The organism is Sivoneniella epilithica UHCC 1019, from assembly GCF_040830845.1.
Taxonomy (GTDB): domain Bacteria; phylum Cyanobacteriota; class Cyanobacteriia; order Leptolyngbyales; family Leptolyngbyaceae; genus ULC077BIN1.
In genome coordinates this window covers 76751-100775 of record NZ_JBFPDP010000017.1, presented here as the reverse complement: position 1 = coordinate 100775, position 24025 = coordinate 76751, and the positions used below count along the sequence as shown (strand labels likewise).

Genomic DNA, 24025 nt, shown 5'->3' with positions numbered 1-24025 from the left:
GCCGAAATCTACCGTCCCAGTCCATCTATGATAATTCTACAAATACCCGATCTCATTTCAGGTGATCCGGTTCTTCCAGGCAAGGCTTTCAGGAGCTTCTCTTTGTCCTAGAACTCAAAACTCAAACCTTAAAACTCAAAACTATTTTCCAAATGGTCTTGCCAAGGGGTCGCCAATGAAAATGCCTTGTCCGGGTTGGGAAACGCTTTTCCAGTAGGCTTGCAGCAGAGTGTTTCCTTTCAGGTAATAGTGCATTGCGATCGCGGGGAAAGGGAACTTTTGAGGAAAATTGCACGGTTCCACGACGGTTCCATAGCTGCCGGTTGCGCCTGCTTCTAGCCAGCGGAGGCTGCTCATTTGAGAGCTATGGGTAAGAACACCGCCAAAGGACGTGAGGTGATCAGCGATCGCGCCAGGTCGAAACTGAAGAGTTTCCAGCTTTTTCACCTGAATTACGCCTGTGAAGTAAAACATGACATCCTGCTTATTCTCTAAGGTATCGCTCTTGATCACCACGGTATTAAAGAACGGCGCGATCTGCTGAGTGACAAATTGATAGCCGGGCGCGCGACGATTGCGGGTTTTGTCGCTGGTGCTAAGTAGATAGGCAGTGCCTTTGGGGTTTGTGCCATCGGCTGCGATGCCGCGATCGATCAAGGCTTTTGCCTGCTCAAAACTGGTCGCCGCGATCGCCATCGTGGGGCGCATCCGCAAGTCAGTGTATGGCTTGGTGCTGTCTTGATTAAAGTAGGGATTGGGCTGAGTCAGCTTGCAGCCGTTCGCACAAAATCGCTGATCGAACCCAAAAGTAAAAGCTGCCGTAATTGACATACAGCCGACTTGATAAGGTTCTGTCCAGGTTAACGCGAACCCTTGAACCGAGTCTGGCGTTTTACGATCTACTTCTGCTTTGAGAGTTTGAAATTCTTCTGGAGACAGCGATCGCTGGTTTGGATCAAAAGACACCACGATCATATTCTCCGCAGGAATCCCCCGTGCCTGCTGATAATATCGGGCAATCTCTACGCTCAACGGATCGGCTTGGTTCACAATCACCGCTAGCTCTTTGGCAAAGGGCGAGGCTGCTTGAGGGTTGGGTGTGGTGAAATCGGCGATCGCTCCACAGCTTTGTAGAGTGGAGATGAGTAGTCCTGCCAGAATCCCATAAATTGAATAGTGGGGCGATCGTTGGGAAAAAATAGCTTTCATGCCAATAAACACTGCTTTCATAGCCATCCAGTTTTTCCCAATTTAAACGCATTAAAAAGGCGTATCGCTACGCCCTAAAAACGATTACTTACTGTTAGCGATCAACGAAAAATAGAAACCAATCGCTCCATTTCGTGCGCTGCGCTATGGTATTACCTGTTTCCTGATGATGCTTCAAGCTTTTGACGAATCGCTGCTTGAATCTTCTCATCAAAATCAAGGTCATCGGGTCTTGCGATAACCGATCGTGGACGCTGATTGATTCTGTCCAAATGCGCCTGAAAAGCAGATTTATTCTGACGATGCTCCAGAAAATAATGTTTTAACTCAGCATCAGACATTGCGTCATAATTCACTGGACTCATCAAAACACCTCCCCGTTTATCACGATTTCAAACTCAAGCTTTTCATCATATCCAGCTAGAACATATACATTTCGAGTCCGATCATCAACACAGATAAGATGGATCGGCTGAAGCATGATGTAGGTCAATTGATAGCTAACGCGATATAAACTTTCTAATTGAGCAACAGTAGGCACTCTGGTTACTCACTCCAGCTTTGATTCCTATTTTAACGAGTGTTTTGAGTTTAACCAAATTAAACTGCTGTAGTTACATTTCGATCTTTTGTGGGTCTTACAAGACCTAAAGCTTGTGCAACCTGCTCAAATCCTTTTTCTCCCTTGTACTGCTCAATTTCTGCTTCTAAGCCCCGCAACTTAACTTTTTGCCATGCCGAACTGGAATTGTGATGTTTTCTAATAAACTCATTCGGCAGAGTATAAAACTCAACTTCGCTACTGCCATTTAAGCCATCGTTCTTTCCATAGAACTTTCCAATATTGAGGAATACGATAATCAGAAAATCGAATGCATCAAGGCTTCTGTCTTTAATTGGAAAGCCGCGATCGCAATCTGTCGCGTATCGACTTTTAACTTGAATTCTAATCTGTGATTGTTCGTTCTCTTGAGGCTTGCGTCTTGGATCTGGATGAATACAAATTAAATCGTAACCCTCATTGTTTGGCGGGGCTTTATACGCCAAGATGTTACGCCTCATTAAATACCCCATGGCGAGATACTCAGCACTTTCAGAAACTACTGGCAATCTCAGCCATTGCCGCTCATCGTGCATGTGGACTCCAGGTTCATTGGTTAGATTCTGCTAACTTGCAGTATTCCCAGAGTTACCAAAAAATCAGATCAACTAACCTAAACCGATCCTTCGGGGCTACCGATCGCCGCAGTAGAGTTTACCTGTTCGCTAGCAAGACGGCGCTTGCGGGCATAGAGTTGAATTGCCGCCACCATGCCAATCACCATTGCCGCAATCAGCCAGGTTGCCAGATCCATGGGCAGGCTGTTTTTGAACACCGCCAGCATGACAACGATGACAAAAAACACTGTGGGAATTTCGTTAAACCAGCGAAAGTGTTGCCCCGTCATTTTGCATTCGTTCGCCGCTAGCTTTTTCATAATCCGCTTGCAGTAGTGATGATAGCCCACTAGCAGCAGCACACAGCCGAGCTTAATGTGCATCCATGGCTCTTTCATCACGGCTGGCTCAGTGGTCACCAACCCGATCGCCATGGCGATCGTCAATAGCATTGCCGGAGTCATGATGATGCTATACAACCGCTTTTCCATCAACTGATATTGGCTGGTTAAAATGCTGCGTGCAGGTTCTGGCTGCTCGTAGGCTTCCGCATGATAGACAAACAGCCGAGGCAAATAAAACATGCCCGCAAACCAGCAAACAATGCCGACGATATGAAACGCTTTGAACCAAAAATATGCCATCTTAAATCCTTTTTAGAACTTCAGATTGAGCGATCGCAGTATGGTGACTATCTATTTGTGATCTACACATCCAGCCAAAACCCAGATCCTCAACCTATCACTTCTATTCGCCCTTTCTAGAATTTCAGATTTTGGATTGCGGCGGTAAAATTACCCATAATTTGAAATCAAACTCTACAATCCCTAAACTGGATGCTGAAAGACCGAATCCAAGTACACTCGTGCAGCTTGTTGAGATGATAAATTAGCGTTTGTACTATCGCTCTCTCCATTCTGAACTAAAAAAAGAGATAAAGCCGCTGCAAACAACCGATCTTGATCCCAACTGGCATGGGTTTCTAAATAGCAAGAAAGCGCTCCATGAAGTTCCTCAGGAATCTCTGCCAAAATACTAATAGTCATTAGACAAAACCCTCATTGTGCGAAAGCAGATGAAGTAAAAAAGCGATAAACCTTATATTGCACACAAAAATATTGCACACAAAAATATTGCACCTAAAAATGTTAGAGAAAACTGCTACACCTCTCGTAATCTGCAAAAACTGACACAGTGTTACCGTGCGTTTTAAAGACAAATGCCTAGAACCTAATCATTGGCTCAGTGATCGACACAACACTGATTAGAGGTAATTTGCCTCATTGTGTATAGCCTCAAACCAGTTGTCAATCTAGTAGAAACTCTAGTTCCTAATTGAAGAAAAAAGCTCTTTACGAAAGAATCCGCATTTGAGCCTGATCCCCGTTACAGTTCTTCATTCTTTTTCCACTGATTCGACTCAAGTTACCTTTGAATGCCAAAGGTCTCCAAATAGCTCACAACCCCAGCGATCCGTTTCTCCCTGTGGAAAACTATCTCTTCACCTGTGGAAAACCTTGGGCTTGTCTGTGGAAAACTTGTGGAAAGCCTGTGGAATCGATGAGGAAAACTATTGTGAATAATAAGAATTGCAAACAGCCAAAAAGATAAAAAAAGTCAAAAATTTGTTTGCAAAAAAGCAAAAAGTGGACTGAGTAATGAGATTTGATACCAAAATGAATTACCTCGTCTGCTTGTAGTGGGGTAGTTCATTCCAACACATCCCGATTTTTGGTTTTTACTCGTTCGTAGAGTTCTTCCATTGTGGCAATGAAGGAAGCGTCTTTATGCCAAAATGCGGGGGCATCGCCCTGTTTTTTGATCAAAATCGCTGGCACTGTAATTTGAGTAGTCGGTTCCGGCAAGGCGGAAAATCGTTTGGGACTTTGCCAGAATTCCCTCAGGCTGGTTTCAGGTGAAAGGGGAGTTGTTGTGGGCTGGGTATAGTAAGATTCGACCGGGGCAGGATCAGTCGCTTGCGTAGAGAGTTCAGCCGAGAGCGCGATGCCGAGGGGAGATTTGGCGAGTTCGGCTTGCAATCCGGTTTTAGACAGTCCGCGCAGTTCAAAGACTAGAAAGGGATCGCGATCGAATTCAGCGGCAAGCAAATAACAAACACCCGCCACATGTTTACAAGGATCACCATAATCGGGGCAGGAGCAGCTTGTTTTAAACTCCGATCGCTTGCGCGGCAGCAAATTTAGCCCCAAGGTGAGAAAAGCATCCTCAATCGTGTCGGGCATTTCGTTCAGCAGCAGCTTAGAAATATAGCTGGCTTTGGAAGCAATCAGGGCGATCGCGGCTGCCCACTTTGCCGCACTAATCGGCTGAATCTCTACCACTGTTTTGTACAGCGGTTCCTTATAAACTCCATAGTAAGGATTGACACTACCTCGCACTTGAGCCTTGACAATGCCATCCTTGATCTCAAAGCTTTTCACCTTATTGCCACGGGCATAGGAACGACCCCGACTGAGGCGACCCGAATCGGTGAATGATTCCAATGAATCAATAAATTTTTGTCCCCACCAAGTACGGCTAAAAGTCGGCATTGTAGCTTACTCCATTACGGCTTTTTTGTTGAGGGCGATCAGTTTTTTAAAGGATTCGTTATCGAGTTCCGTTAGCCAAGATTCATCCGAGCCGACAATCGCGCCAGCCAGTTTTTTCTTATCTTCGATCATCTGATCGATTCGTTCTTCTAAAGTGCCAATCGCGACAAATTTATGAACAAACACATTCTTCTTTTGCCCAATCCGAAACGCGCGATCGGTTGCCTGATTTTCCACGGCAGGGTTCCACCAGCGATCGAAATGAAACACATGATTGGCTTTAGTCAACGTGATACCCACACCACCTGCTTTTAAGGACAAAATGAACACCGAGGGGTCTGTTTCAGGGTCTTGAAAATCAACAATCATCTGCTCTCGTTTAACCCGGTTGGTGCCGCCGTGCAGGTAGTAGGTTTTGTAGTGAAGATGGCGCAAATATTTTTCCAGGGCTTCCCCAATCTCAGTAAATTGAGTGAAGACCAGCATACTTTCCCCGGCTTCCATGGCTTCGGCAACCATTTCAGTCAGACGTTCTAGCTTGTGCGATCGCTCTGGGGTAAACTCGCTGTTGTCTTGCAAAAACTGCCGTGGATGATTGCAAATCTGTTTCAGTTTTAGCAATGTTGCCAAGATCAATCCTTTTCGCTGAATGCCCTCGGTTTCATTCAGTTTCTTCTCAATATCTTTAACGGTTGCCTCGTAAAGTGAGGCTTGCTCTTTTGTGAGATTGCAAAATAGTTTTTGTTCTACCTTATCCGGTAAGTCTTGAATGATCGTAGGATCGGTTTTTATTCGCCGTAGAATGAATGGCTCGACTAGTTTTTTTAGAACTATAGAACGAGTTTTTTGATTGTTTTTTTGAATCGGAATTTCAAACGTCTTACGGAAGTAGGCTTCTTTACCTAAGTAACCTGGATTGAGAAAATTAAAAATAGACCAAAGGTCGAGCAAGCGATTTTCAACGGGAGTTCCAGTTAACGCTAAACGGTGATCGGCTGAGAGTTTCAAAATCGCTTTCGTTTGAGCCGCTTTGGGATTTTTAATATTCTGTGCTTCATCAATCACAATTCGGTGCCAATGGATATCTCCTAGCAGTTTTTCATCTTTGCGTACCAGGGTAAATGAGGTGATTAACACATCGCAATTTTGGACGATCGCATTAAATTCTTTGCCATCTTGAACGCGATCGCTGCCGTGGTGAATCTGCGATCGCAACTGGGGTGCAAACTTTTCAATCTCCTTCTGCCAATTGCCAACCACAGACGTAGGCGCGATCAGCAGCGTCGGCAGTGTCTCGCCCGCTTCTCGCTCCTGCACCAATCGCGCAATCACCTGCGCTGATTTGCCCATGCCCATGTCGTCTGCCAGACAGCCATTTAGCCCCAAACTTTCGAGATAGTGCAGCCAGGAAACGCCCCGTTTTTGATATTCCCGCAGAGTGCCATTAAACGGCTGCGGCTCTGGCAACACTTCCAATGCGCTTTTATCGTTCAGTCGCGACAGCATTTCCGTCAGCGTTTGGTCGTGATCCACCTCAAACTCAAAGCCATCTTCCCCCGTTGCCGTCAGCTTGATGAAGTCCAGCAAGCCCATTTCGGGGTGTTCTTGCTTGTGTTTTTTCCAGAACTCCAGCATTTGCTGCATTTTATCGGGGTCTAATTCCATCCATTGCCCCCGGAACTGCACCAGCGAAGATTTGGCGTTGACTAACTGCTGCCATTCCTTTTCACTCACGGCTTCCCCGCCAATGGACAGTTCATATTGATAATCCACCAGGGTGTCGAAGGAAAAATAACTCTTGCTTTTGCTGTTACTGCCGATTTTTCGTCCGCTGGCTTTGAGGCGAATTTTGGCGCGCTGCCAACCTTTGGGAGTCCACCAAGCAGGCACGATCACCTTGTAACCCGCTTCTTCTAGCACCCAGGCGGTTTCTTTAAGGAAGGTTGCCGCGTCATCGGCAGTGAGCGAGATTGAGATCGGCTGATCGGTATCTAGTCCTGCCCACAGCGCGGAGTAAATGCGGGCGGCGTAGCCCAGGTTCATCAACAGCACTTGCTCAAAATCTTTGCCAAAATCTTTGTGAAACTGCTTTTGTTGGGGCGATCGCATCCGCCAATAGTCCAACAGGGCAATTCGCAGCGACGGATCATGTTTAGCAGCAACCTGAAACTCTAAAATCCAGGGTTCCTCTGCCTTGTCCGGCGACTTTAACTGAAAGCACAAATGGAACGGCATTTCAGCTTGGCTGCGATGAATGCGATCGCGCCAGATTTTCCACTGTTGATACCACTCTAAAGTTTCTGCTGCCCGGTTTGGCGTGGTGCTGTGTTGAGGAGACAGGCACAATTCCAGCAGGGAATCGGCAACTTTCTTATCAAACGCTGCTGTGGATGGCGAATGAGTCACTACTTCTGTTAGTAAGCATTCTGAAAAGTGGCGGAGTAAAGTGGCTTTGTCATGCAAACGGGGTTCATCTGGCGGGGCAGCAAACCCGGCGGCGCATACTAGCGGCATCAGTTCTGCATACTGCTCAATCTCGGCTTCATACTGCTCTGATAAAATTTCCCAGGCGGCATAAATTTCAAAATCGGACGACTCGCCTGTGGTGCTAGCGGTTCGCTTTTTGGCGCGGGTCGCAGATTTAGCCGTAGATTTGGTCGCACGGGACGTTTTTGGGGTGGCAAGCGATCGATATTTGAGCGCTGGAATATAGCGATCGCGCAAAATTACCTGCTTAAACGCCTGGGTGTAGTGATACCAAAACAACAGATCCGCGCCCAGTTGCACATCTGCCAATTGGTGCAGCGTCAGAAAGTGCAACTCATTCAGCACCTTAATCACGCTATTCACCGGAGTGTAGTGATAGCCGTTTTTAATCGCTGCCGTCGTTTTATAACAATCCACCTGCCAGTATTGCCAATCAAAAGTTTCTGGCAACTCCGTTTCTAGATAACGCGCCAGTTCCAGCGACGGCAATGGTTGATCAGCGATCGTGGGCAAGAGAAAATATTGGGGAGAAATCCCCAGTTCCGATGGTTGCCGTGTGGTCGGGACAGGGGATTTAATCCCTAGGTCAGTCGTTAAAAACTCTGCCAAACTCGCTTTAGCAAGCTGCCGAGGATGGGCGGTGGCGGTTTTGCTGGATTTACGCGCTGTCTCCGTAGTTTCCACCCACAAATAAAATGCCCCAGTCTGGATAAAGTCTGCTTCTGCTGCGGGAATCCAGGTGCCGTGAAGAATCTTCATGACTCAACTGCCTGAGAGGATTGGATTGAATCTATCAAACCTAAATTCTGAATACAAGCCATTACTGGCGATTTAGGCAGTTTCTATCGTGATTTTTAAAATAATGCAAAAATTACTTTGCTACCTTTCCCATAGCTGTGATTGTCTAACCGGGCGATCGCGTCTGTTGTATTAATCTATTGCATTAATCTGTAGCATTTTTTTCCAAGAACGTCGCAGATCACACTTACTGTGATACAAAAACAGAATAAGACCCTCACGTTAAACATTCACCGATGGCTGCCAACTACTCCTTTGATATTGTTAGTGAGTTCGATCGCCAAGAGCTAGTCAACGCCCTAGATCAAGCCACCCGCGAGATTCAAAACCGCTATGACTTGAAAGATACTAAAACCACTGTGGAATTGGGTGAAGAGGCAATCACCATTAACACGGACAGTGACTTCACCTTAGATGCAGTCAACAGTTTAATTCAAACCAAAGCGATTAAGCGCAACCTATCCCTCAAGATTTTTGATTATGGCAAGGTCGAATCTGCCAGTGGAACTCGTGTGCGGCAAGAAGTGAAATTAAAAAAAGGAATTTCTCAAGAACTCGCCAAACAAATTTCTAAACTGATTCGCGATGAATTTAGCAAAATCCAAGCCTCGATTCAGGGTGACACGGTGAGGGTTACCGCAAAATCTAAAGATGATTTGCAAGACGTGATCCAACGGTTAAAGCAAGAAGATTATCCAACTCCTCTACAATTTACCAACTATCGCTAGCGGCAATCGCGACCGTTAAGGTTCGGTTTGGCGACTATCGCTTATCCGAAATTCCAGCTAACTTCATAGTAGTAGGCGATCGCCATCCAACTAATTTCAAGCTTCAGAATCGATGAATTTGCTTGGATGGAATTTGCAATTTTAAGCAGCCTACTAGTACTGAAACCGGATAAAGAGGGATAAGGGCGTGCCGAAGTGGTTGTTGCCAACTCTAAGTGAAGTGATTGCACTCAATGATCCAACTTGGACGATTGGCTCAGTAGAGCAAGCAGAAAATGGTCAGTTTGGATCATCTCAGCGGTCAGGTAGCCGCGTCGCTTTGCAGCACATCCGAGCAGAGCGTGAATGGTATGGGGCGATCGCGGCGCTCAATATCCTTTTACAACAACATGTGGCTGTTCCAAAAACGCCCGCTTATGTCGCCGCCCAAACCGTTTTTCCAACAGGAGATAGCATCGGCGATCAAGCAATTTCTGGCATGATTTTATCGGGTCCTACCCCCGTTTTTAACCATCCTCAAATAGTTAAGCAATTTGCAACTCGCACTTTAGCAACCACTTCTCTGCATTCGCCTCACTGGATGCCGTTTCAGTTGCTTCCGGCAGAATCGGCATCGTCTGCTAGTGACCATCCGTTGCCAGTGCTGCCCCTTCTACCAGGTGATCCCCTGGCGGCTGAACCATTTTGTTTAGTGATGACTCCCTGGTTTAGCTTAGTCATGGTGTTGGGCGAAACCTTGACTCAGGAACCTGCCTTTTTGTTTTCGTTTGTGCCCGAAGTGGTGCAGCAGGCTTGGGAGGTGATTCGTCCGCGCATCTTGCTGATGACTTCTCATCAGGTCGATCGCCTAGATGAATGGGTTCATCAGTTTTCACCCGTTTCTCCAGACTATAAAACGGTGATGCAGTTTAGCCGCTTGATGTTGGAAAATTCCACCGTCTTGGAAGATGAGCCGCTAGAAACCATTGCTCAAATAAAAAGCTTTAATGGCTCAAATCAAGTCCCAAAAATAGAGAGTGATCACAATATTGATAGTCACAATACTGCTTGGTTGAATTCCGATAATCCAAAAATCCCAGTGCCAAGCGAATTGGATGAAAAGCATTTAGATGTGGAATTGGTGCAGGCGATCGCCCATGAAGTTCGCACCCCGTTGACCACCATTCGCACCTTGACGCGATCGCTGCTCAAACGCACTGATTTATCCCCTGATGTGTTGAAACGGCTTTGTATTATCGATCGCGAATGTAGCGAACAGATTGATCGGTTTGGGCTGATCTTTCGCGCAATGGAACTGGAAACGACTGCCACCCATCCACCTCAAATATCTTTAATTCGTACTTCTGTGGTCGATGTATTTCAACAAAGCATTCCTCGGTGGCAGCAACAGGCAAGCCAACGCCAGATGACCTTAGACATTGTTGTTCCTGAAACCATGCCTGCCGTCGTTAGCGACCCAACGATGCTAGAGCAGGTTCTCACGAGTTTAATCGAGCGCTTTACCCGCAATTTGCCTGCGGGTAGCCACATTCAAATTGATGTCACCCTAGCAGGCGATCAGCTTAAACTCCAGTTGCAATCTCTCCTAGATGCCGCTAGCCAAAGTGCTTGTAAGGGGTTGTTTGGCACGTTGCCCAAACCGTCTCCTAAGTCAATCGGTCGGATGCTGATGTTCCAACCGGAAACAGGCAGCCTCAGCCTTACCCTGTCGGTTACGAAAAGTTTGTTTCAGGCGATCGGCGGCAAGCTGACGGTCAAACAGCGCCCCAAAGCTGGAGAAATTATGACGGTTTATCTGCCCCTAGAACTGGAGCGATCGCCCTTGGAAAGCAGCAAAATCATTACGGTGTAGCCGACAACTTCAAGCTTGTTTGATTCATGGGAACCTTCTTCAAAACAGCCCGTCATAAAAAATGGAATGTCTACTAGAGTAAAGTTCCGTCCATGAATCACTCACTTCGGCTATCCTGGTCATCGGTGGAATCTACATCTACCCAGGTGCCAGTGCAAGCAGACAAACTCTCTAATTACGATCTAATTTTGCAGTGTCAAACCGATCATTCTCCTGATAAGGTTGCCTTTGCAGAACTCATGCGGCGATACCAATCTCATGTTGAACGGGTGCTATACCATTTGGCTCCTGATTGGCAAGATCGGTCAGACTTGGCGCAGGAAGTTTGGATTCGAGTGTATCGTAATGTTAAGCGATTACAGGAACCAGCCAAATTTCGGGGCTGGCTCAGCCGGATTGCCACAAACTTGTTTTACGATGAGTTGCGAAAGCGCAAACGTCATGCAACGCCATTATCGTTAGATGCGCCCCGCTCTATGGAGGATGGTGAAATGAGTTGGGATGTTGCATCGGATGCCCCTGGACCCGATGAAGATTTAACGTCTCAAGAGTTCTATGATCAGTTGCGAACCGCGATCGCGGATTTGCCAGAAGCGTTTCGCACCACTATCGTACTGCGCGAAATTCAAGGTCTGGCATACGAAGAAATTGCTGAAATTACGGGGGTCTCTCTCGGCACAGTCAAATCTAGAATTGCTAGGGCGCGTTTACGGCTGCAAACTCAATTGCAAGGCTATTTGGATGGAGAGTAGTAATAGATTTCAACAAGTAATAGATTTCAACAACTGCCCTCCCTGGCGTTGCCTCAATCAGTCAGCGACTGCCCCTAATCTATCTAGACCCGCTAACCCGATTATTCAAAATCCATCTTACGAAGTTTGTTTTTTCTAGACAAATTCTCTATGCTTTAGTTGAGCATTGGGTGTACTCCTTCACAACCACAGTGTAATGTTGCAATGACATTTAATTTTGACTCCTCCAACTCCAAACAAATGCCTTCTGCGGCTGATTCCAATTCTTCAGCGCGATCGCTAGATGCAGTACAGCGCGACCGGTTTGAAATGCTAAGCGCTTACATGGATGGCGAAGTGACTGCGGATGAACGCCGCACTGTCGAAGAATGGCTAGCCAACGATCCCACCGTACAGAAGCTTCATACCCGATTGCTTCGGTTGAGACAAACGTTTCAGGCGATGCCTGTTCCAAGCACGGATGAAAAAGCAGTTCAACAAACCGTTGATGCAGTCCTAGCCCGGATTGATCGCCGTCCTCGTTTTTCTGTCATTTGGGGTGGAGTTGCACTGGCAGCTGTTGCTGTAGGGGCTATTTCCACCAGCTTGATGGGCGATCGCTCTCCATTCTTCCAAATGGCGCAATCGTCACGAGATCCGGCACAAACTCAAACGGCTGCGAAACCAGAACCTTTGTTAATTGCGTTAGATGAACCGTTAATTGCCATCTCTAAAACGCCTGTAGCGGCACAAGCGGAGAGCGTATCGCCATCCTCCCTGTCTCGCGACTCAAATAATAATGTTCGTTAACGGCAAAGCTTTTTTGTCAAGACCCTTTAATTGAGTCTCTAGAATTCTATGCTTCGCCAGTCTCCACTGGGCACCCAGACTCCGTTGATCTGCTGTACCTGAGTAGATGTCATTAGATACGCCCAAGCACTTCCCAGAGACACGCCTTTTGGGTTATGTACTGCGATCGCTTGTCGTTCGTATTGATGGGCATCAAGCGATAATTCAGGAAAATAGCACTGAAACAAATTAGGATCATGCTGCTCAAACTCATCTAGCTCCTGCAAAATGGCAGAATCAGCAAACGATAGCAGTACTCCCTGAACTAGGTTTCTACCGCCTGCGACCATTGCTGGATAGCCAAAAGGAAGCTGATAAATCGTTCCAAACGCGATCGCTGGACAGGTTTCTATTACCCAGCGATCGCACACATGGTAATTAACTTCTCCAGGTTTGAGCGTTCCATAGACAAAAACTTTGATCATTTAGTAGAAAATAGCCGCGATTGAAGGTTACTCTTAACGGAATTGATTTCTATTAAGTTGCATAACATCGGCTTATGTTCCTGTTCCGTTTATCCCTTGCGCCACAAACAAACGATATACTTCTCAACCAACCACTTGTTTCAACATCAAAACGAGTGATATTCGGGTTGATGCTAGGAAGTGCGATCGCCCTCATTCCTGATTCCGCGGTCATAGCGATGCAGCTTAAGGTGACCCCGACTAATCCCAAACTGGGGGATACTTTACGAGTAGTTGCTCAATACGATGATGTCAGCATTAATGCAACTCCTCAAGTATCTGTTGGCAAACAAACCTATCAAACATTTTTGAGCGGTGCTAATCAATTTCGGGCATTTGTACCCACCACTCCGCTAGATAAACCGGGCACTTTGACCATTCGGGCTACGGGCGGCGGCGAAACGGCTGAAGTCACCTTGAAGCTTGCCAATCGCAAATTTCCGACCCAATCTATTCGGATCTCAGGCAGCGGCAGTGATGGTACTGATCGCGAATTTGATCGCGTGGATGCCTTTAAAAAACTTGTGACTCCTGAAAAACTTTGGCAGGGTGCTTTTCGTCGCCCCAACCAAGGACCCGTCACCTCTGGCTATGGCATTCGGCGGTATTACAATGGGGTTTTTGCCAAAGATTATTACCATCGTGGAATTGATTACGCCGGAGCCTATGGGTCTCCAGTAGTGGCTCCTGCGCCAGGACGGGTGGCGCTTGTGGGACGAGTTTCTGAAGGCTTTAAGCTCCACGGCAATACCGTTGGCATTGACCACGGACAAGGAGTGACCACGATTTATCTTCACCTCAGCCGCATTAATGTGAAGGAAGGAGACTTTGTGCGATCGGGGCAAGTTCTTGGATCCGTGGGCGCAACGGGCGGCGTGACAGGACCCCATTTACATTGGGGATTGTATGTAAATGGGTTATCAGTCGATCCATCTCCATGGCGTGAGGTAGGATTTGAATAATTTTTTCTTTAAGGTTTTGATGAAAGTGGTCTACTAGACGCAATCTAGGGCACCATTATTCAAGACTACTAAAGCAAATCACTAGTTTAAGCCAGGGAAGAGGTGTAGGAGGCTCTATGAGCATCGAAAAGATTGTTGAACAAGCTCTGCAAGATGGGTATCTGACCCCAGCAATGGAGGCAGAGGTGGGACGCATCTGTGATACTGCCTCAGAACTCTCGATTGAAGAGTACATGGCGTTAGATCGCTTAATGGGCGCACTTTTGACTGGAGAAGTGGTTGCTGTTCCTCGAAAGCAGTTTATTAATGTGATGGAAGAGTTGGTATTAACAGAGGCGATCGCCCGCGTTGCCGAAATTGAAGCCACTAGCGATCGCACCCTAGATTTAGGAGACATCGCCGCCTATGGGTTGAACCGTCTACCGCCGCTCTATGCCACGACGGAGGAAGGGGCAAACTATCAACGACAGCGGGCAAAAGAGGAACTGCAAGCCTTGATTGCTCAACAAGTAGGAGAAGCGATCGCCCGTAATCTTGACCGTCCTGAATTCTTTCCAGAGCGGCAGGTGATTGGTAAGAGTTCAGGAGACGAAATTCTCACCCAAGTGAGCGCTCTCCTTCAAGCCTATGCTCCAGGGTATGAACAACCGACTGAACCTTCAAAGTAGGGGCTAGGAATAGGGAACAGGATAAACACGAGTAGTATCTCCTAATTCCAAACCCCTCTCTTCCCTGTTTCCTCGTCCCTATTGCTCAACAATCACTGGTGTTCCCGTGGCGATGTGACTGTATAGGGCTTTCACATCTTCGTTTCGCATCCGCAGACAGCCATGGGAAACTGCTTCTCCAATTAGCTCTTCTTGGTTGGTGCCATGGAAGCCAATTTCGCCTGCTTCATTCGACAAAAAGCCAATCCAGGCAGCCCCCAAGGGATTATTGCTTCCAGGTGGAACGGTAATTCCAGTGATCGGGTGTACCCAGGTAGGATCTTGCTCCATTTCTAACACTTGAAAGGTGCCCGTTGGCGTTTCCCAGCCCGGTTTGGCAACTGCGATCGCGTAACTATTCAACAGTTGACTACCCCGATAAACTTGAACCCGTCGTTCACTCAAATTCACAACTACACGAGCATCTGTTTTAGCTACAGTCTCGGATTTTGCTTCTGGGGGGAGGGCTGGAAACGGGTCAGTGGGTTGGGGATCGGGGTTCGTAAGAGGTTGAATAGACTGTTTTATGACAACCAGCGATTGCTGCGATCGCTCTGGATCTGAAAAAGAAGCAACTTGAGAACTGCTAACGGCAAAACGCCCCGCTATTCTCTGCGATTGAGCCAACGCCAGCACTCCTGCTGTTCCCAAGCACAACAGCATCATACTGCGCGCGATCGCATCGTCTTTTTGTCTAATGGGCATACTTAAGGCGAGGAGCAAGGGGCGAGAGGCGAAGGCAGATGCAAAAAGCAGAGCTTTGTACTCAAAACTCAAAACTTAAAACTCAAAACTTAAAACTCAAAACTTAAAACTCAAAACTTAAAACTCAAAACTTAAAACTCAAAACTTTCTTACTGCCTCTTAGATCAAGAGTATCCTATCCCCCTAGTAGGCTCAATCATTCTCAGAAAAATAATGACAGAGTTGAGATTAAGGAATTAAAAGCTTTTTCCTTTTTCCTACTTGATAGGGCACTTATACTACTGAGAGAGCGATCGCGGTTCTGTTTCTGGATAGTCTATGGAAATTCTTTCGGTTACGCTCAATAATTTCAAGTCCCATAGCGATCGCCATTTTGCGTTTCAACCGGGCACCAACGCGATTTGTGGTGAAAATGGCGCAGGCAAAACCAGTATTTTAGAAGCGATCGCCTGGGTTTTGTTTGATTATTCTGGCGACTACAACAAAGATGACCTGATCCGCAACGGGGCATCGAGTGCCCAAGTGCGAGTGACCTTTGTCTCGACCCGCGATGGACGCACCTACGAAGTTCATCGCTGCACAACTAAAAGCTATACCCTGTATGATCCTCAGCTAAACGAGCGCTTGCCCTACAGCCGGATTAAAGAAGAAGTGTTGCCCTGGCTGCGGCAGCATTTGGGCGTTTCACCCGGCACCGATTTGAGCCAGCTTTTTTCTAGCACGATTGGCGTTCCACAGGGCACCTTCACCGCAGACTTTTTGCTAACTAGGGAAAAACGCAAGCCGATTTTCGACAAAATTCTTAAGATTGAAGAATATCAGCAGACCTATAAGCAGCTTAACGACCTGGAAAAATATGCCAAAAATCAGGTGGAAAGGTTGGAGCGAGAAATCACCTATTACGATGAGGAGTTGCAGCAATTAGAGGAGTTACAGCAGAAACGACTTGCGCAAAAAACCGCGATCGCTCAGTCCCAAGCGGAGTTATCGCAGGCAGAAGCGCGACTAGCTGATTTGAAGCAAGAGCAGGAAACCTTGGCAGCACTGGCAACGAGATCGCAGCAGTTGGACACGCAGCTAGCGCAATTGGCAATCCAGCACCAAACTCAAACAGTGCAGTTGCAGCGATCGCAGAATGACCTTGCCCAAGCAGAATCAGCCGTGGCGATTTGTACCGCGCAGCGCGAAGGGTATCAGGCTTTTTTGGCAGCAGAGGTCGCCCAGCGCGACCTAGAGCAGCAGCGCCAAGCCGAACAAAGGCTCCAAAAGGCACGGCGACAACAAGAAGCTCACCTGAGCGATCGCCAAACTGCCCTTGCCAAAGTCACCGTCCAGCTTGCCCGTCTCGCTAATGCTCAGCAAGAGATCCAGCAGCTAGAACCGCTTGCCCACCGCCAAATTGAGCTAGAAAAAGCGCACCAACTCATCACTCAGCATCTCCAAAACTGCCTTAGTCAGCGACAAACCCTCCAGCAACAGGAAAAACGACTCGCGCAAACGCAAACTCGCCAAACTCAGCTTGCCAAAGAAATTATCCGACTGCGAGAGTTGCAGCTATCGGTGGATGAAATTCCGATGCTAGAACAACAGCAGCAGCGCTTACAGCAACACCTCAGCCGAATTGTCGCCGCCAGCCAATTTGAAGCCGATTTACAACAATTGTTTATGCAGTCCGAAGCAGCAGGCGATCGCTTTAATAGCCAGGTACAACAGGCAACCGCAACGCTCAAAGATATCCAGCAAAAAGTTCCTTTGTGGGCACCTCATCTGGAAGCCGTACTCATTACCCTGAAAAACGGCACCCTTTGTCAGCATCAGTTTATGGCAGCGCTGCGAACTATTCTGGATGATCTGGCAGAACAAACCGCTGTCACGAAACTAGAACAACAGTTGCAGACGATTCAAACAACCCTGCAAACTGCACGCCAGCATCAGGCACAGGTGAGCAACTTGGAGCGACTGTTGGATAATCAGGCGGAACTCAGCCAAGAGCAAACGGATTTGCAAACTAGCCTGGTTGAGCTACAAAATCACCTGACCGCAGAACCCGATTTGCGCCAACAGCAGGCAACCCTAGCAGCAGAATTAGAAACGCTGAACAATCCTAAAGGGCGGATTCAACTGCGACAGGAAGAATTGCAGCAGGCGGCAACCGTGCAAACCGAAGCCGTCCAGCTTCAATCTGCCCTCAGCACTTTAGAAGCCGCGATCGCCCACATCAATGCTCAACTTGCTGCCTTTGCCAATCTTTCAGACCAAGTGCAAGCTCAGCAGACGATTAAAGATAGCCATCGGACTTCCTACGAGAACTATATGGCACAGCGAGAACTGGCAAACACTCGCAAACAGCGCCAGCAGCAGGTTGAGGAAGCTACTGCCGGTCTACAACAATTGGAGCAGGCAAAACTCAACGCCACAGAAGAACGCGATCGCCTCCAGCAAACGTTTGACCCAAACCATTTTCAAACCGTTCAAGCAGCATACCAAGCGGCGAATGATCAAAAAGTTGCCCTTAGCGCCTTGTTGCCCGTCGAGCTAAAACTATTGGCAGAACTAGATCAGCAATTGAGCAAACTAGCAGCCGTCAGCCAAAAACGGGCGATCGCCCAAACCGCTTTAGATCAGAAAAAGAAAACTGAGCGCTTCATCAAGTTCGCCCGCAAAGCCTACAAGGACGCTGGACCCCGGATCACCGAGCGCTACATCTACAGTATTTCTCGTGAAGCCGACAAACTCCTGCGAGAATTGCTCAACCGTCCCAATGTCAGCCTGCAATGGACGCGAGATTACGAAATTGTGATTCAAGAAGGTGCCCATCCCCGTCGCTTTGTCAACCTATCCGGCGGCGAACAGATGTGCGCTGCCCTCGCGGTTCGGCTGGCGCTGCTTAAAATCCTGGCAGACATCGACATCGCCTTTTTCGATGAACCCACCACCAACATGGATCGAATGCGCCGTGATCAACTTGCCGAAGCGATCGCCAACATCAAAACCTTCCGTCAACTCTTCGTCATCAGCCACGACGACACCTTTGAAAAAGTCACCGAAAATATCATTTTGGTGGAACGAGAAGGGTAAGAAGTTTTGAGTTTTACCACGGGCTGCCGATCATGGTGAAGGGTGCCCAGTAGTAGGGATGGTTGAGGACGCGATCGCGGGTGATTGATGCATCTTCTGGTAATAGAATTGGGGTTTCTTTTGCGCCTAAAATTTGGGTGCCATCAATCGATATTTGTCCTTGAATCATGGCAATTTGGGCTTGTCGGAGCGCTTCAGCTTTGATCGGTGCTGATTGCAACTCGCGATAAAATCGGGTTATTAGCGCGGTGGTTGCCACATCATTGACCGCCCATAGGGTTGCAACAGCAGTTTTCACGCCCGCTTGCACCGCGAGTCCGCCAAAGCCGAGTTCCGCATCGCGATCGCCCAATGCCGTTGAACAGGCACTCAATACCAGCAATTCTACTGGTGGATTGTTCCAGCCCAGTTGACGCACCTGATCCATTCGCAGCCGCTCGTTCCATAGCTGAATAAATGAGTCGCCAATGCTACCAGGCTGGAAGTCGGCGTGAGTCGCTAAGTGAATAATGCCATAGGGCTGCTGCTGTCGAGCATTTTTTAAGGCTGCGAGGGTCGCCGTTTCGTTCAAGTAGGATCGCCCCGACCAAAGCTGATCTACCAGGATAGAAACTTCCACGGGCACGGCTGGCAGAGGAGATTGCCCATCCGTACTTTCAGAAATTCCTAGCCCCAATAGCTTTAAGTCTTGAACCTTCCGAAAGCGCGTATCCGTCAGACTAAGGCTTGGCATTAAACCGATGCTGTAATTTTCTACCAGAAAGTTTTTTCCATCGTGCAGCGCGGCAACGGGGAGCGATCGCAGCCCCGTGTCCATCAGAAACACAAGATTGGTAATTTTGCGCAATTGAAGTTGCTCAATCACAGGCGCAACCAACCAACCATAAAGCTGTTGCCCCATCTCCAAATAGCGTTTAGTCCGGGTCTTACGCGGATCAGAGACTTCCAGCCGAAACGCTTGCGCCGCTGCTAATATCTTGCCACGGGTTGCCGCCGGAATCCGTCGCCGCATGACATCACCTGTCGCAGTCACGACCAAAATTTCAAGCTGATCGGTATCGCGATCGCCGTTGCTCACATTGCCCCCCGTCCCGCTTAAAATGTCGCCAGTCGTTGCCTTCAGAGATTCCGGCACAAAGCTAATGTATAGAAAAGCAGGTTTTGCCCCAGTTTCCCGCTCAATGGTTTGGGCAATTTCCTTTTGCTCGTCAATTGATTTAGGGGCTGGTTCAGGTAGCCCTAAGTAAACTGAAAACGCATTGGTAAAGCGCTGTTCAGGGTTAACGCTCTCAAGAGAAAATTCTGACACAATCGGATTATTAAATTTGGGATCGAGTACCTGGCAAGTCGTCAATGCACAGAGGTTAGGAATATCGGGAATACTAGGAGTATCGCGTGCTTGAATTGTTAGAGCGATCGCTCGTGGTGCCGAGGTAGAAATGCGATCGTCTACTGTGATAGAAAAGGCATTGCTCAATAGCCCCACAAAACCAAGGGGCGGTGTATAGCCCAGGGTGCCATCGGCAGGAATCAAACTTCCTGGAGTTGCAACTACTCCATTAATTGTGAGGATAGCTCCCGGCGCGATCGATGCCACCCGCAGAAACAAGGGATTGTCTGCATTTAGATCAGCGAGAACTAGCCCCAAGGATGCCACCGAAAAGTTGAGCGATTGATTCGGAGGAATCACGGGTAAGGGCGCGATCGGGTTCAGCGTTGGGGTATCGTTCTTAAACGTAATCTGAATCTTGCCGCTTGAGGTGGCGAAAGGAGTCGGAGAAAAGTCAGACGTTTGCCCAGAAATCAGCGCATCAACAGCACCTGGATCAACAGCATTCAAGGCGAAGGCGGTGCCATTGCCACTGGTGGCAGTAATCGCGCCATTCTGTACGGTAAAAGGCTGGTTGGTCGATCCGCCATCATGGGTAATGCGGATCTCGCCACTAGTTCCCCCTGCTACCCCACTGGTGATAATGGTATTGCCTAGGGCTGTATTAACTTCTCCCGTTCCCCGCACCTGCCCTGTTGCCGCAATAATAACGCTTCCCCCAGCCACCGATTGAGGTTCAAAGCCTCCTGGGGTTGCACGGGTATCAATACTCTCAAAGCTAATATTTCCGCCGTTGCTGCCCGTAGTCAAGGTGACGGTGTTGCCGCTCACGGGGCTACCAAAAGTTGCTGCGCTATAGGATGAGGAAATAGTTCTCACATCAATGGTTCCAATAGTGCTTTGAACCGTGATTGCTCCCCCGGAAACTGGAATTGCGCTGCCCCCATACCCATTGCCAATCAAATCGCCAGCGGTGATATTGCCCGTTGCCTGCAAGGTAATATTTCCCCCCTTACCAAACGCAAAAATTGGACCGATAAAGGCAGAGGTGTTAATCGTTCCCAGCAGAGAAAGGGTGCCACCGATAAAGGTGACATCTCGGGTACTCGCAATGAGGGCTGTGGTGGGAGCCATGGTAATTGCGCCCCCAGTCTGAAATGTAATGCTGCCTGCGCCCGGTTGAAACACGAGTGCAGCGATCGCGGGATCAAAGGTAATGCTGTTGGTTGCCTGAAGTAGCAGATTGGTATTGGCAAACCCAGCCCCTTCTAGCTCACTTTGATAAATCGTTGTGGGTCCCGGATCGGCAAACAGCGTTTGCCCCGTAAACCCGCTTGCCCCAATTCCCGCTTGAATAAAAATGTCTACTGGGTCTAGCAAAAATGTGCCAATGGTGCCCTTGGGCGCAGTCGTATCGACGATGCCGCGATAGAGCAAGTTTTCCTTACCTGATACTTCCACAAAGCCACCATCACCTGCTGCGGCTCCCCCACGAGCGCTGATACTGCCCCCAAACTGGGTAGATTGGTCTGCCCAAACAATCACCCGCCCACCATTCCCCTGTTGGGTGGCATTGGCTTTGATGAGAGAGTCACTGCTGATGTAGGTCTGTGCTGCATTGGGTAGCGTACCCTTGCCCTGGTATCCGCCACCAATTTGCACGGTGCCGCCGCCATTGCTGCCAGAGGCATCGATGGTGGCTCCCACTAAGCCAACTTGGGTGCCCACAATGGCGACATTGCCCCCCGTTTCCCCTGCTACGCTTATAGACCCAGCGGTGATCGCCGTACCCGCTGCGGTTGGAATCGTCACCCCCGAACCAGTCAACTGCACTGTGCCATCAGAGTTCACTGCTAGCCCGGTGGCACCCACCAAATTGCCGCCCGTGAGCAGTGCTGGTAAAGAAGGGGCAGGGGCAACGGTCGAGGAGGTAGTAATAGGCTGAAATTCCAGACTGAGGAGGCTTCCGGGCTGGCTGAGTTGCACCAGGGTTTGCCCTGGAACAGCGGCGATCGTAACAGTGCCTCCCGGTGCCGAGAGGGTGCCTGTATTGACGATATTGCCGCCAATTAGGGCGAGGCTTTGCCCCTGGGCAACGGCGAGATTACCTGCATTGACGATCGCCCCCGGTTGCAAGGCAGAAAACGTAAATCTGGTGGGCGCTCCATTCAGCGTTGCGTAATCATTGGCTCCTACCGCATTCAACCCAGCCCCATTGCCGAAGCTCACCCCATTGGCAGTGGTTGCAGCAAACGAAGCAGGCACATTCAGGCTAGCATTCGTCCCAAAAATGATTCCAGCGGAGTTGAGCAAAAATAGATTAGGTGTGCCACCGCTAACTTGAATCAGCCCATTGATTACCGAAGGGCTATTGCCCACTACGCGCCCCACAATATTTTGCAGTTGGGGATTGGCAAGAAAGTTGGCAATTTGTCCTGGATTGAGTCCAAATTGCTCAAAGCTGTGGAACAGGTTAGCGCGATCGCCCGACAAAGTGCCACCACCAATATCAAAACGGTTGCCAGCAGGAGTAATAATAGTATTAGTGCCATCCGCCGCAGGCGCAATTTGGGCGTGGGCAGGCGCTCCCATCCCCGCAAGAATCGGCATCGTTGCTATAAGAGAAACCAAATGGGCGACGGAATGGGAGCGGACTGGGGACACTGTCGAGATCTGCCGCAAAATGAAACGCCTTGCTGGAAGCTCCATCTCCAATTTGTGGGTGTGAGTCATACCGCGCCGCTGAAGTGCCCGTTCGATGACGACTCGACTACGGAGGGTTTGCTCTAGATGAAGAAGATGCGAAGCATTGCCACCATGGATACGGTAGTAGTAAAGTGGCTCTTGAACACGACGGATTTGGGTAATTTCAGATAGGCGCAAGCAAAGATCATAATCCTCCACAAAGTCTAGGGAGCCATCGATACCGCCAACTTGTTCATAGAGAGATCGCCGCAGCAAGCGAAAGTGAAAGGTCATGAACTCAACCAGCAACCGCTGCTTCGAGTAGGGAATGGAACAACGATGCCCCAGTTGCAGCCGTTGATCCTGTTCATCCACCTCCACATAGTCGGTGTAAACCATGCCAGCAGTGAAATCAGCATCCAGAACGGCGATCGTTTTTTCAAGGGCAGTGGGTGCCAGCCAATCGTCGCTATCAAGCCAGCCGAGATAGGTGCCAGTGGTATGGGTAATGGCGGCTTTTAGCGCTGCTACTCGCCCATGATTTTTGGTTTTAACAACCCGCACCCGCTGATCGCGTTGAGCATACGCTTGAGCCAGTTCAAAAGAGCCATCGGTAGAGCCATCATCCCAAATCAGTAGCTCAAAATCCCTATAAGTCTGCTGCAAAACGCTAGCGATCGCCTTATCTAAAAAGGCTTCTCGGTTATAAGTCGTAATCACAAGCGAAATTGGAGGGTGCATACCGAGACCTCAATGTTGTGACCGTTGTAGCACCCTCAAAAACAAGATGGTCGTTTCGCTGCAAAATTCTTAACGCCTATCACCCTATTTCTTTTCGCTCATCATCGTACAGGTATGGCTTAGGGGTTCTTGGGCAAAGGCTTCTAACCGTACCGATTTTAGCAATGTATTCCAACTGGTGAGCAGAGCCGGATCTTTAGGACTGGTGCAGCGTTCCTGTGCCAAAGTGGCGATCGCGTCTTGCCAAATGCCAGCCGCCGCATAAATTGAAGCGCGATCGCGGACATCAAACGCCGTTTCTAAAGCCATGCTCAGCCCACTATTCCCCTGCACGCGCTGCACGATTCCTTCCACAAAAGGATTTTTCGATGGCTGGATAGAATCACAGATCAGCGCAAACTGCCAGCGATAATCTTTTTCTGTTTCCATATCAGTGGCCACGGACTTAGGCAACACATGACTGAATACCCCTGCGCCCCCATTTAACGGAATCAGAGCGCTGTAGATATCTTTATCGTGATCGTCTGTGATTCGTAGTTCTCCCATCCCAGCATTCGTTTGAGGGATATACCAAAACAGCGTTGGAGTTTGAGAAGTCGTAGTGCTAAAACTATCGATTGGAGACAGTGCCATGAGCGGCTTTCTGCCAGAAACACACGCATCAGGACTGCGGGTGCCTGCCCCGTCTCGTCGTCCTGGAATGCCCCGCCTAGGAGGGGTATATTGTTGAGCTAGGGCAACTAGGGGCGAAATCGAGATCGCCGACCCTATCACTAGAGCGATCGATGCCATGATAGATTTTTTACCGAAAAAAGGGCGAACCATAGAAAATAGTCCTTAAAACATTCGGATAGGGATGAAAAGCTAAATAGCTAGACATCCGCCAGTCATAAATTCAGCAATTCCTCATAGAATTCCTAATAGGTAGGCGAAAAGAAGCACCCAATTGCACATGACTAATGAGAGATGACTAACCCTAGCTCTATTAT

19 protein-coding genes are annotated in these 24025 nt (G+C 48.5%); 7 read left to right on the top strand and 12 right to left on the bottom strand.

The genetic code is table 11. The features are described from left to right. Positions 1–141 precede the first annotated feature (141 nt). The 8 genes from AB3R30_RS12710 to AB3R30_RS12675 all read right to left on the bottom strand — a co-directional run bounded on the left by AB3R30_RS12710 (position 142) and on the right by AB3R30_RS12675 (position 8165). Positions 142–1236, bottom strand: a complete 1095-nt coding sequence (locus AB3R30_RS12710; RefSeq protein WP_458649561.1) for a TIGR03790 family protein — start codon at positions 1234–1236, stop codon at positions 142–144. Between the two features lie 125 nt (positions 1237–1361). Further along, entirely contained in the window at positions 1362–1574 is a 213-nt protein-coding gene (locus AB3R30_RS12705; protein ID WP_458649560.1) for a DUF6887 family protein, read from the bottom strand. Beyond that, complete coding sequence (locus AB3R30_RS12700) at positions 1574–1750, bottom strand: DUF6888 family protein (protein ID WP_458649559.1); 177 nt, start codon at positions 1748–1750, stop codon at positions 1574–1576. Before AB3R30_RS12700 ends, AB3R30_RS12705 begins: the two co-directional genes overlap by 1 nt. Positions 1751–1809: 59 nt before the next feature. Next, complete coding sequence (locus tag AB3R30_RS12695) at positions 1810–2346, bottom strand: hypothetical protein (protein WP_458649558.1); 537 nt, start codon at positions 2344–2346, stop codon at positions 1810–1812. Positions 2347–2423: 77 nt separating this feature from the next. Then, positions 2424–3011, bottom strand: a complete 588-nt coding sequence (gene hemJ / locus AB3R30_RS12690; protein ID WP_458649557.1) for a protoporphyrinogen oxidase HemJ — start codon at positions 3009–3011, stop codon at positions 2424–2426. A gap of 183 nt (positions 3012–3194) precedes the next feature. After that, positions 3195–3413 carry a DUF2811 domain-containing protein gene (locus tag AB3R30_RS12685; RefSeq protein ID WP_458649556.1) on the bottom strand — a complete coding sequence of 73 codons (219 nt, stop codon included), beginning with the start codon at positions 3411–3413 and terminating at the stop codon, positions 3195–3197. Positions 3414–4076: 663 nt separating this feature from the next. After that, a complete protein-coding gene (locus AB3R30_RS12680; protein ID WP_458649555.1) occupies positions 4077–4919 on the bottom strand; it encodes an SWIM zinc finger family protein in 843 nt (280 codons plus the stop codon). Between the two features lie 6 nt (positions 4920–4925). After that, positions 4926–8165, bottom strand: a complete 3240-nt coding sequence (locus tag AB3R30_RS12675; RefSeq protein WP_458649554.1) for a DEAD/DEAH box helicase — start codon at positions 8163–8165, stop codon at positions 4926–4928. A 275-nt stretch (positions 8166–8440) separates the two neighbouring features. Here AB3R30_RS12675 and AB3R30_RS12670 point away from each other — a divergent pair, with 275 nt between their 5' ends. The 4 genes from AB3R30_RS12670 to AB3R30_RS12655 all read left to right on the top strand — a co-directional run bounded on the left by AB3R30_RS12670 (position 8441) and on the right by AB3R30_RS12655 (position 12325). Beyond that, entirely contained in the window at positions 8441–8932 is a 492-nt protein-coding gene (locus tag AB3R30_RS12670) for a YajQ family cyclic di-GMP-binding protein (RefSeq protein ID WP_458649553.1), read from the top strand. A 187-nt stretch (positions 8933–9119) separates the two neighbouring features. Then, positions 9120–10784, top strand: coding sequence for a sensor histidine kinase (locus AB3R30_RS12665; protein ID WP_458649552.1), 1665 nt, complete (start codon positions 9120–9122; stop codon positions 10782–10784). A 92-nt stretch (positions 10785–10876) separates the two neighbouring features. Further along, entirely contained in the window at positions 10877–11536 is a 660-nt protein-coding gene (locus AB3R30_RS12660; protein ID WP_458649551.1) for a sigma-70 family RNA polymerase sigma factor, read from the top strand. Between the two features lie 204 nt (positions 11537–11740). Further along, a complete protein-coding gene (locus tag AB3R30_RS12655) occupies positions 11741–12325 on the top strand; it encodes an anti-sigma factor family protein (RefSeq protein WP_458649550.1) in 585 nt (194 codons plus the stop codon). Positions 12326–12363: 38 nt separating this feature from the next. Here AB3R30_RS12655 and AB3R30_RS12650 read toward each other — a convergent pair whose 3' ends face one another. Beyond that, positions 12364–12789, bottom strand: a complete 426-nt coding sequence (locus AB3R30_RS12650) for a gamma-glutamylcyclotransferase family protein (protein ID WP_458649549.1) — start codon at positions 12787–12789, stop codon at positions 12364–12366. 218 nt (positions 12790–13007) lie between these two features. Between AB3R30_RS12650 and AB3R30_RS12645 the strand changes: the two genes are divergently transcribed. Next, positions 13008–13790: a M23 family metallopeptidase gene (locus AB3R30_RS12645; protein ID WP_458649548.1), complete on the top strand. Its 783-nt coding sequence runs from the start codon at positions 13008–13010 to the stop codon at positions 13788–13790. A 116-nt stretch (positions 13791–13906) separates the two neighbouring features. Continuing rightward, positions 13907–14458 (top strand): late competence development ComFB family protein, encoded by a 552-nt coding sequence (locus AB3R30_RS12640; protein ID WP_458649547.1) that lies wholly within the window; start codon positions 13907–13909, stop codon positions 14456–14458. Between the two features lie 78 nt (positions 14459–14536). Here the strand turns inward: AB3R30_RS12640 and AB3R30_RS12635 are convergent, their stop codons facing one another. Further along, a complete protein-coding gene (locus tag AB3R30_RS12635) occupies positions 14537–15202 on the bottom strand; it encodes a L,D-transpeptidase (protein ID WP_458649546.1) in 666 nt (221 codons plus the stop codon). Positions 15203–15520: 318 nt separating this feature from the next. Between AB3R30_RS12635 and AB3R30_RS12630 the strand changes: the two genes are divergently transcribed. Then, positions 15521–18280, top strand: a complete 2760-nt coding sequence (locus tag AB3R30_RS12630) for an AAA family ATPase (protein WP_458649545.1) — start codon at positions 15521–15523, stop codon at positions 18278–18280. Positions 18281–18293: 13 nt separating this feature from the next. Here AB3R30_RS12630 and AB3R30_RS12625 read toward each other — a convergent pair whose 3' ends face one another. Then, on the bottom strand, positions 18294–23036 hold the full coding sequence (locus AB3R30_RS12625) for a CHAT domain-containing protein (RefSeq protein WP_458649544.1): 4743 nt from the start codon (positions 23034–23036) through the stop codon (positions 18294–18296). Positions 23037–23120: 84 nt separating this feature from the next. After that, on the bottom strand, positions 23121–23861 hold the full coding sequence (locus AB3R30_RS12620) for a DUF928 domain-containing protein (RefSeq protein ID WP_458649543.1): 741 nt from the start codon (positions 23859–23861) through the stop codon (positions 23121–23123). Positions 23862–24025: the final 164 nt, after the last annotated feature.

Bases quoted from the DNA above. Each gene is read 5' to 3' on its own strand.
- AB3R30_RS12625 (WP_458649544.1), bottom strand. From the start codon at position 23,036: ATGCACCCTCCAATTTCGCTTGTGATTACGACTTATAACCGAGAAGCC.
- AB3R30_RS12620 (WP_458649543.1), bottom strand. From the start codon at position 23,861: ATGGTTCGCCCTTTTTTCGGTAAAAAATCTATCATGGCATCGATCGCT.
- AB3R30_RS12635 (WP_458649546.1), bottom strand. From the start codon at position 15,202: ATGCCCATTAGACAAAAAGACGATGCGATCGCGCGCAGTATGATGCTG.
- AB3R30_RS12650 (WP_458649549.1), bottom strand. From the start codon at position 12,789: ATGATCAAAGTTTTTGTCTATGGAACGCTCAAACCTGGAGAAGTTAAT.
- AB3R30_RS12705 (WP_458649560.1), bottom strand. From the start codon at position 1,574: ATGAGTCCAGTGAATTATGACGCAATGTCTGATGCTGAGTTAAAACAT.
- AB3R30_RS12640 (WP_458649547.1), top strand. From the start codon at position 13,907: ATGAGCATCGAAAAGATTGTTGAACAAGCTCTGCAAGATGGGTATCTG.
- AB3R30_RS12645 (WP_458649548.1), top strand. From the start codon at position 13,008: ATGCAGCTTAAGGTGACCCCGACTAATCCCAAACTGGGGGATACTTTA.
- AB3R30_RS12680 (WP_458649555.1), bottom strand. From the start codon at position 4,919: ATGCCGACTTTTAGCCGTACTTGGTGGGGACAAAAATTTATTGATTCA.
- AB3R30_RS12685 (WP_458649556.1), bottom strand. From the start codon at position 3,413: ATGACTATTAGTATTTTGGCAGAGATTCCTGAGGAACTTCATGGAGCG.
- AB3R30_RS12660 (WP_458649551.1), top strand. From the start codon at position 10,877: ATGAATCACTCACTTCGGCTATCCTGGTCATCGGTGGAATCTACATCT.
- AB3R30_RS12655 (WP_458649550.1), top strand. From the start codon at position 11,741: ATGACATTTAATTTTGACTCCTCCAACTCCAAACAAATGCCTTCTGCG.
- AB3R30_RS12675 (WP_458649554.1), bottom strand. From the start codon at position 8,165: ATGAAGATTCTTCACGGCACCTGGATTCCCGCAGCAGAAGCAGACTTT.
- AB3R30_RS12630 (WP_458649545.1), top strand. From the start codon at position 15,521: ATGGAAATTCTTTCGGTTACGCTCAATAATTTCAAGTCCCATAGCGAT.
- hemJ (WP_458649557.1), bottom strand. From the start codon at position 3,011: ATGGCATATTTTTGGTTCAAAGCGTTTCATATCGTCGGCATTGTTTGC.
- AB3R30_RS12670 (WP_458649553.1), top strand. From the start codon at position 8,441: ATGGCTGCCAACTACTCCTTTGATATTGTTAGTGAGTTCGATCGCCAA.
- AB3R30_RS12710 (WP_458649561.1), bottom strand. From the start codon at position 1,236: ATGGCTATGAAAGCAGTGTTTATTGGCATGAAAGCTATTTTTTCCCAA.
- AB3R30_RS12695 (WP_458649558.1), bottom strand. From the start codon at position 2,346: ATGCACGATGAGCGGCAATGGCTGAGATTGCCAGTAGTTTCTGAAAGT.